Origin of the sequence: Allobosea psychrotolerans (genome assembly GCF_002917105.1) — a bacterium.
Classification (GTDB): domain Bacteria; phylum Pseudomonadota; class Alphaproteobacteria; order Rhizobiales; family Beijerinckiaceae; genus Allobosea; species Allobosea psychrotolerans.
Genome location: NZ_PQFZ01000042.1, coordinates 1 through 6441 on the forward strand (window position 1 = coordinate 1; position 6441 = coordinate 6441).

Below are 6441 nucleotides of genomic sequence, written 5' to 3' on the forward strand. Positions count from 1 at the left end.
TCGCCACGGCATGGTCCAGCCCTCCCAACTATCAAGGGAAAAACTGTCACCCTTCTATCCGGGCTCGTCTGTCACCAATCTATCCAGGCAGGACAATCTCACCCCACATTCATCCAGCCGAAGCGGATCGGGAAGCCCTCGCCGCCGAGCAGGTTGACGGTCTCGTAGAGCGGCAGACCGACGACGCCGGTATAGGAGCCGACGAGCTTGATGACGAAGGAGCCGGCGATGCCCTGGATGGCATAGCCGCCGGCCTTGCCGCGCCATTCGCCCGAGGCGAGATACATCTCGAGATCCTCGCTGGAGAGCCGCTTGAAGCGCAGGCGCGTCTCGACGATGCGGTCGCGGATCGTACCGTTGGGCGCAACCACCGCGACCCCGGTATAGACCCGGTGCGCGCGGCCCGAAAGCAGGCGCAGGCAGGCGGCCGCCTCGTCGACGATCTCGGCCTTGGGCAGGATGCGCCGGCCGACCGCGACCACGGTATCGGCGGCAACGATGTAGCAGCCTTCGAGATCGGCCCTGCTCCTGGCGCCCTCGCGCGCCGCTTCCGCCTTCTCGCGAGCAAGCCGGCGCGAAAGGTCGCGCGGGCGCTCGCCCTTGAGCGGGGTCTCGTCGAGATCGGCCGGCAGCAGCGCGTCGGGCTTGAGACCGGCCTGCTCCAGCAGCGCGAGCCGGCGCGGCGAGGCCGAGGCCAGGACCAGCATGGGGCGCCAGCCGGGATGTTTGGGAGAGGCGAAGAAGCTCACAAGGCGGCTCGACGAATTGGAGGCGCGCAACGGGCGGCGCGCACTTGCCGCTAAGGCTCTAGAGCATTTTCCGCGGCGGATAAATCCGTCGCCAACGTGATGCGCCAGACGCACGCGACCAAGCGCGTTTCACTCCGGCCATTCACCTTGCGCATATTATAGGCGGCAATACGGGCCGCGCCGCATTGCACAATGGCGCGCAACGCACCACACTACGATCCCAAGCGGGCTGTGCGTCCCGCGTTTCGGAGTCACTCCCTTATGGCAATATCGAGCAAGCATCCGTCCGCCGTGACAAAAGCGGGGGTGGAAGCGCAGGCGCTCGCCACGAAGGTGCTGACGATGCAGGCCGATGCGGGGCTGACCATCGCCATGCGGATGCCGATCCTGCTGAAGGGCGCCTTCGGCGACAGCCATGGCCAGCGCGAGGCGGCCAAGGCCGTCAGCGAGAAGGTCTCGGCCGTGATGGAAAGCGGGCTTGCCGCCTCTCAAGCCGCCGCGATGTTCTGGTGGGGCCTTGCGCTCAACCCGCTGGCGCAGGTCGATTTCGCCGAGGCCGCCGCCAAGGTCGCCAACAGCTCGCTGGAGCCCTTCGCCAAGCGCACCCGCGCCAATGCGAGCAGACTCACGGGCCGCGCGAGCAAGCGCTGAGCGCTGTCATCCCGTGCGCGCTGCGGCACGCAGTGCTGCGGCGCAGACACGGGACCGTCATCAGAAAAAGCACGTATCGCGGCGCACTCCAGAAGGGGCGCCTTCGCGTCGCGCGGTCCCGCATCTGCGCGGCAGCACTGGCGTGCTGCAGCGCGTGCGGGATGACATTTCAGGCGCCGTCGGCCGGCGCTTCCGCCGCGACGGCCGGCCCCGCCAGCACCGCCGCATGTTGGCGCTCGAGCTTGCGATAGCGCGCCACGCTGAGCGGAATCAGCGCGAGATAGGCGACCACGATCAGCGCCAGCATCTCGAAGGGATAGGCGAAGAGCAGCCCCGCCACGACGACGACCGCCACGAAGATCGGCAGCACTTTGTCGCGCGGCACGCGCGTGCCCAGCGTCTTGCCGGCATAGCAGGGGATGCGCGAGATCGTCAGGAAGGCGATGAACAGGATGTAGAGGCCGACGAATGGCGCGCCATATTCCGCCACCGGCAGGCCGATGAACTGCAGATAGAGCGGCAGCATGGCGGTGATCGCACCCGCAGGCGCCGGCATGCCGACGAAGAAGTTCTTCTGCCAGTCGGGCCGGTTGGGATCGTCGATCATCACGTTGAAGCGCGCGAGCCTCAGCGCCATGGCGCAGGCCAGCGTCAGCACGATGATCCAGCCGAAGGATTTCAGATCGTGCAGCACGAAGATCCACAGCACATAGCCGGTGGCGACGCCGAAATTGACGAAATCGGAAAGCGAATCGAGCTCGGCGCCGAAGCGCGAGGTGCCCTTCAGCATGCGCGCCAGGCGGCCGTCGACGCCGTCGAGCGCAGCCGCGATCAGGATGCAGACGGTCGCGATCTCGAGCTTGCCCTCGACGACCATGCGCATCGCGGTGAGGCCCAGGCACAAGGCCAGCAGCGTCACGACATTGGGCGCGATCAGCCGGAACGGGATCGGCTTGAAACGGGCGCGCTTGGATTCGACGCGCTCGGGCTCGAAGGGGGGAAACAGGTCGCTCATGCGAGCGGGAATACGCGGTTTTGACGGCGGAGGCTAGAACCGGCTGTCATCCCGCACGCGCTGCGGCGCGAAGTGCCGCTGCGCAGATGCGGGACCGTGATCAGGAAGGGGTGCATCACCCTGGCTCCGGGCGAGAGGGCGCTTTTCTCGTCTCGCGGTCCCGTGTCTGCACCGCGGCATTCCATGCCGCAGTGCGCACGGGATGACACCCCTGCCCTCAAATCCCCCGGAACGCCCGCTTCACCGCCTCGTTGCCGCTCATATCGGCCAGCACCGTCTCACCGGCGATCGCGGTCTGGCCCTCTCCGACCAGCGGGATCACGCTTGTGGGCAGATAGACGTCGACGCGCGAACCGAAGCGGATCAGGCCGAAGCGCTCGCCGGTCGCGATCGAATCGCCCTCCTTGACGAAGGGCACGATGCGGCGCGCGATCAGCCCGGCGATCTGGACGACGCCGACGATGCCGGCCGGCGTCTCGATGGCAAGCGCGTTGCGCTCATTGTCGTCGCTGGCCTTGTCGAGCTCGGCATTGAGGAAGAGGCCCGGCGTATAGGCCATCTTGACGACGCGACCCGGGACGGGGGCGCGGTTCACATGGCAGTCGAAGACGTTCATGAAGATCGAGACGCGCGTCATCGGCTCGGCCGGCAGGTTCAGCTCCGGCGGCGGCAGGGCCGAGGCGATCTGGCTGACGCGGCCATCGGCGGGCGAGATCACCAGCCCCTCGCGCTGCGGCGTGATCCGGATCGGATCGCGGAAGAAATAACAGATCCAGATCGTGATGATCGCGCCGATCCAGCCGAAGGGCGACCAGAGATTGGCGAGCACGATCGTCGCCCCAAGGCCGATGGCGATGAAGACATAGCCCTCCTTGTGGATGGGCACGATCACCTTGCGGACGGAATCGACGAGCGACATGGATCAGGTTCCGTTGATATTGTTGGCGCCGGCAGGCGCGGATGTGGCGGCTTTCTGCGGCGGAAGTCGGGCGCAGAGCGTGGCGCTGGTTTAGGGGGTTCGGCGCGCGGGGGGAAGAGGCCCGCAGTCGCGCGCCCTCACCTCACCGGGCAATTCCCGACGAGGTCGCCCAGCGCCCGCTCGGCGAGGCGCAGATCGAAGCGCGTCTCGACGGCTGCACCGGCCGCATCGAGCACCGAGACCGCCATGTGCTGCGTCGCCAGCACCAGCCCGAGCATGGGCGCGGGCGCCGCCAGATAGAGCGCGCGATCCTCGGCGATGCGGCCGGCCATCTCGCGCGCCTCATGCCCGGCGGGCCGGACCGAAACGGCCGCAGAGCGGCCCCTGGCGCCGAACAGCCCCTCGTCCTTGAGCGGCACGAGCGCGACCGAGAGCGTCGCATCGATGCAGCGAATCGCCAGGCCGAAGGGCGCGCCCGGCCCGGAGACGATCACGGCGACATCCTGGCGACCATCGGGTTTGTCGTTGGTGATCACCACGAAGGGGCCGACCTTCCTGGTCCCGGTCGCCTGCACGGCCCCGATCGCCTGGAACAGCAGGACGACGACGCCCAGCGACAGCATTCCCCGCCTGACCATGAAACGCCTCATCGCAGGGTGGGGGCCGAGGCCGTGCTGAGCGGGGTCAGCGCCTGGCTCCAGGCCGGGGAGACCGGCTGCGCGATCTCGGCGGGAAAGGCCGGCAGCAAGGCGAGGCTGAGCGGCGCTCCGGCCTTGTCGCTCTGGATCACCAGCGTGTCGAACCGGAGCAGCCTGGCGGATTCCCGCCGGAGCACGGCTCCTGCCGCAACGACCGCACCGCGCACGGTCAGCAGGAAGCAGGAATCGAAGGCGTTCCAGCGTTGCGCGGCCTGTGCCACGGGCCCGCCCGGCTGCGCGAGATAGCCGCCCTGCCAATGGATCGAGAGCGGCTGTTCGAGCCGCAAGGGCGTCCGGCCGCCCGGCAGCATGGTGGAGGCCGAGAGCGCGGACACCGTCCTGAGCGAGGCGCAGCTTTCGAGATGGCCCGGCCTGTCCGGCTTGACGACCCACAGCGCCCAGCTCTGCGCCGGCTCGGCGGCAAGCGGAGCCATTGTCAGACACGAGATGAGAAGCGCCCCGATCGGGCGCAGCCGCTTCCACATCTCATCCACCTCATGGCCTTGCTCGAAGCCCAGCCTGTGCTCAGAGCCAAGCTTTGCCCGGAGTTCATGCCTATGGCCCGCCTTGCGTCGGCGCAAGCGTCATCGCCGCGCGCCCTACCCTTCGGGGATTGCCCTGGATGGTGCTTGGCAGGCCCGCGCCATCCGGGCTGGAACGCCTCGGGTCGCGGGCGTAACCTCCGCGCCGTTCGCGCAAAGGCCCGAACCCGATCCGATGCGGCCGCAAGACGCGGCCATGGAGATGCCGATGAGCTGGTCCGCCACGCAATACAGCAAGTTCGAAGCCGAACGGAACCGGCCGATCCGCGACCTGCTCGCCCAGCTTCAAGGCGACGATGTCGCATCCGCAGCCGATATCGGCTGCGGTCCCGGCAATTCGACGGAACTGCTCAAGCAGCGCTTCCCCGCAGCCACGGTCATCGGCATGGATTCCTCGCCCGACATGATCGAGGCCGCCCGCAAGCGCATGCCCGGCACCGGCTTCGAGATCGCCGACATTGCGAGCTGGGGCAATCCCGGCCCCTTCGACGTGATCCTGTCCAATGCTGCGCTGCAATGGGTGCCGGACCATACCACGCTGCTGCCGGCGCTCATCGCCAAGCTGAAGGAGGGCGGCTGCCTTGCCGTGCAGATGCCCGACAATCTCGATGAGCCCGCCCATGTCCTGATGCGCGAGACGGCAGCCGACGGGCCCTGGGCCGCAGCGCTGGCGAACGCCTCCAAGGCGCGCGGCCCCCGCCAGAGCGCCGACTGGTACTACCGCCTCCTGCGCGAGAGCGCCTCCGGGGTCGACATCTGGCGCACCACCTATCACCATCCTCTGGCGGGCGGGCCGCCGGCGATCGTCGAATGGTTCAAGGGCACGGCGTTGCGCCCTTTCCTCGACCCGCTCGACGCAGGACAGCGGGCAGGCTTCCTCGAACGCTACACCGCCGCGATCGCGCAGGCTTACCCTGCCCTGCCCGATGGCAGCGTGCTCCTGCCCTTCCCGCGCCTGTTCTTCGTGGCGACGCGGTAAGCGCAGGCGGAGCCGGGACGCTTCAACAGCAAGAGGAGGACCGCTCATGACCCGGCCAGGCCCGACGGTTGAAGCGGATGACCTCGTCCCATCCGGGCTCACCTTCGCGGAGGTCAGCTTGCGGCTCAGCCATGTCTACCCGGTCGAGACCTCGCCCTGGGGCGTGCGCACCTTCCGTTTCGACATCCTGGTCGATGGCACGGTCACGGGCACGATCAGCCTGCGGCCGGCGGTCACGCATCTCCTGACCCATCTCTCCGGCCAGGTCGGCTTTTCCGTCGAGCCCGGCTTTCGCGGACGCGGGCTCGCCGCAAAGGCGGTCCGCGCGCTCCTGCCGGCGGCGCGCGCCCATGGCCTCGACGCGCTCTGGTTCACCACGACGCCCGACAATGCCGCCTCACGGCGCACGCTGGAAAAGCTCGGCTGCGCACTGGTCGAAAGCGCCGCCGTCCCGGCGGACTATGTCAGCCATGGCAGCGGCGAACAGGTGAAATTGCGCTACCGGCTGGAGCTGTTGGGCAAGGTGTGAAGGGCGCTGGCCTTCCCTTCTCCCCTCGCGGGAGAAGGTGGATCGGCGAAGCCGAGACGGATGAGCGGCTGTCCGGGTTCGGGACAAAAAGGCGGAAGCCGCACCTCGCTCATCCACGGGCTCAACTCACCCAAGGGGGGACCGGGCTGACTTCCGCCTCAAACCTCGCCGGTACAAAACCGACTGGCAAATCAAAGATACAAGGGGGCGCCGTGCGCTTGCTCGCTGGCGTATTTTGGCTAGTCGGAAAGCTCACAGCGCCCCCTTGGGCCCGAGCCCGCATTTGCAAGGATGGGTCATGGATGAAGCTCTCGCTGTTTTCGTCGGCATCGACGTATCCAAGGATCGCCTCGACGTTC

Annotated in this window: 9 protein-coding genes; 3 read left to right on the plus strand and 6 right to left on the minus strand. The window is 67.8% G+C overall.

Annotated features, from left to right (window positions below; genetic code table 11):
- Positions 1-98: 98 nt before the first annotated feature.
- Entirely contained in the window at positions 99-707 is a 609-nt protein-coding gene (locus CYD53_RS29565; RefSeq protein WP_103721660.1) for a Maf-like protein, read from the minus strand.
- Between the two features lie 333 nt (positions 708-1040).
- Here CYD53_RS29565 and CYD53_RS29570 point away from each other — a divergent pair, with 333 nt between their 5' ends.
- Positions 1041-1400: a hypothetical protein gene (locus tag CYD53_RS29570; RefSeq protein WP_146056041.1), complete on the plus strand. Its 360-nt coding sequence runs from the start codon at positions 1041-1043 to the stop codon at positions 1398-1400.
- A 169-nt stretch (positions 1401-1569) separates the two neighbouring features.
- Here the strand turns inward: CYD53_RS29570 and CYD53_RS29575 are convergent, their stop codons facing one another.
- The 4 genes from CYD53_RS29575 to CYD53_RS29590 form a co-directional block, all read right to left on the minus strand.
- Positions 1570-2415 carry a CDP-alcohol phosphatidyltransferase family protein gene (locus CYD53_RS29575; protein WP_103721655.1) on the minus strand — a complete coding sequence of 282 codons (846 nt, stop codon included), beginning with the start codon at positions 2413-2415 and terminating at the stop codon, positions 1570-1572.
- A gap of 217 nt (positions 2416-2632) precedes the next feature.
- Positions 2633-3334, minus strand: coding sequence for a phosphatidylserine decarboxylase (locus CYD53_RS29580; protein WP_103721656.1), 702 nt, complete (start codon positions 3332-3334; stop codon positions 2633-2635).
- A 137-nt stretch (positions 3335-3471) separates the two neighbouring features.
- The gene (locus tag CYD53_RS29585) at positions 3472-3972 is read right to left on the minus strand and encodes a hypothetical protein (RefSeq protein WP_146056042.1); all 501 of its coding nucleotides are present in this window, start codon (positions 3970-3972) and stop codon (positions 3472-3474) included.
- An 8-nt stretch (positions 3973-3980) separates the two neighbouring features.
- Positions 3981-4466, minus strand: a complete 486-nt coding sequence (locus CYD53_RS29590; RefSeq protein ID WP_146056043.1) for a hypothetical protein — start codon at positions 4464-4466, stop codon at positions 3981-3983.
- A 310-nt stretch (positions 4467-4776) separates the two neighbouring features.
- Here CYD53_RS29590 and tam point away from each other — a divergent pair, with 310 nt between their 5' ends.
- Together tam and CYD53_RS29600 are read left to right on the plus strand one after the other, a co-directional pair.
- Positions 4777-5553 (plus strand): trans-aconitate 2-methyltransferase, encoded by a 777-nt coding sequence (gene tam, locus CYD53_RS29595; RefSeq protein WP_425428365.1) that lies wholly within the window; start codon positions 4777-4779, stop codon positions 5551-5553.
- A gap of 46 nt (positions 5554-5599) precedes the next feature.
- Entirely contained in the window at positions 5600-6082 is a 483-nt protein-coding gene (locus tag CYD53_RS29600) for a GNAT family N-acetyltransferase (RefSeq protein WP_181012086.1), read from the plus strand.
- A 121-nt stretch (positions 6083-6203) separates the two neighbouring features.
- Here CYD53_RS29600 and CYD53_RS30575 read toward each other — a convergent pair.
- The coding region (locus tag CYD53_RS30575; RefSeq protein ID WP_210202462.1) for a hypothetical protein at positions 6204-6441 on the minus strand (238 nt) is incomplete at its 5' end.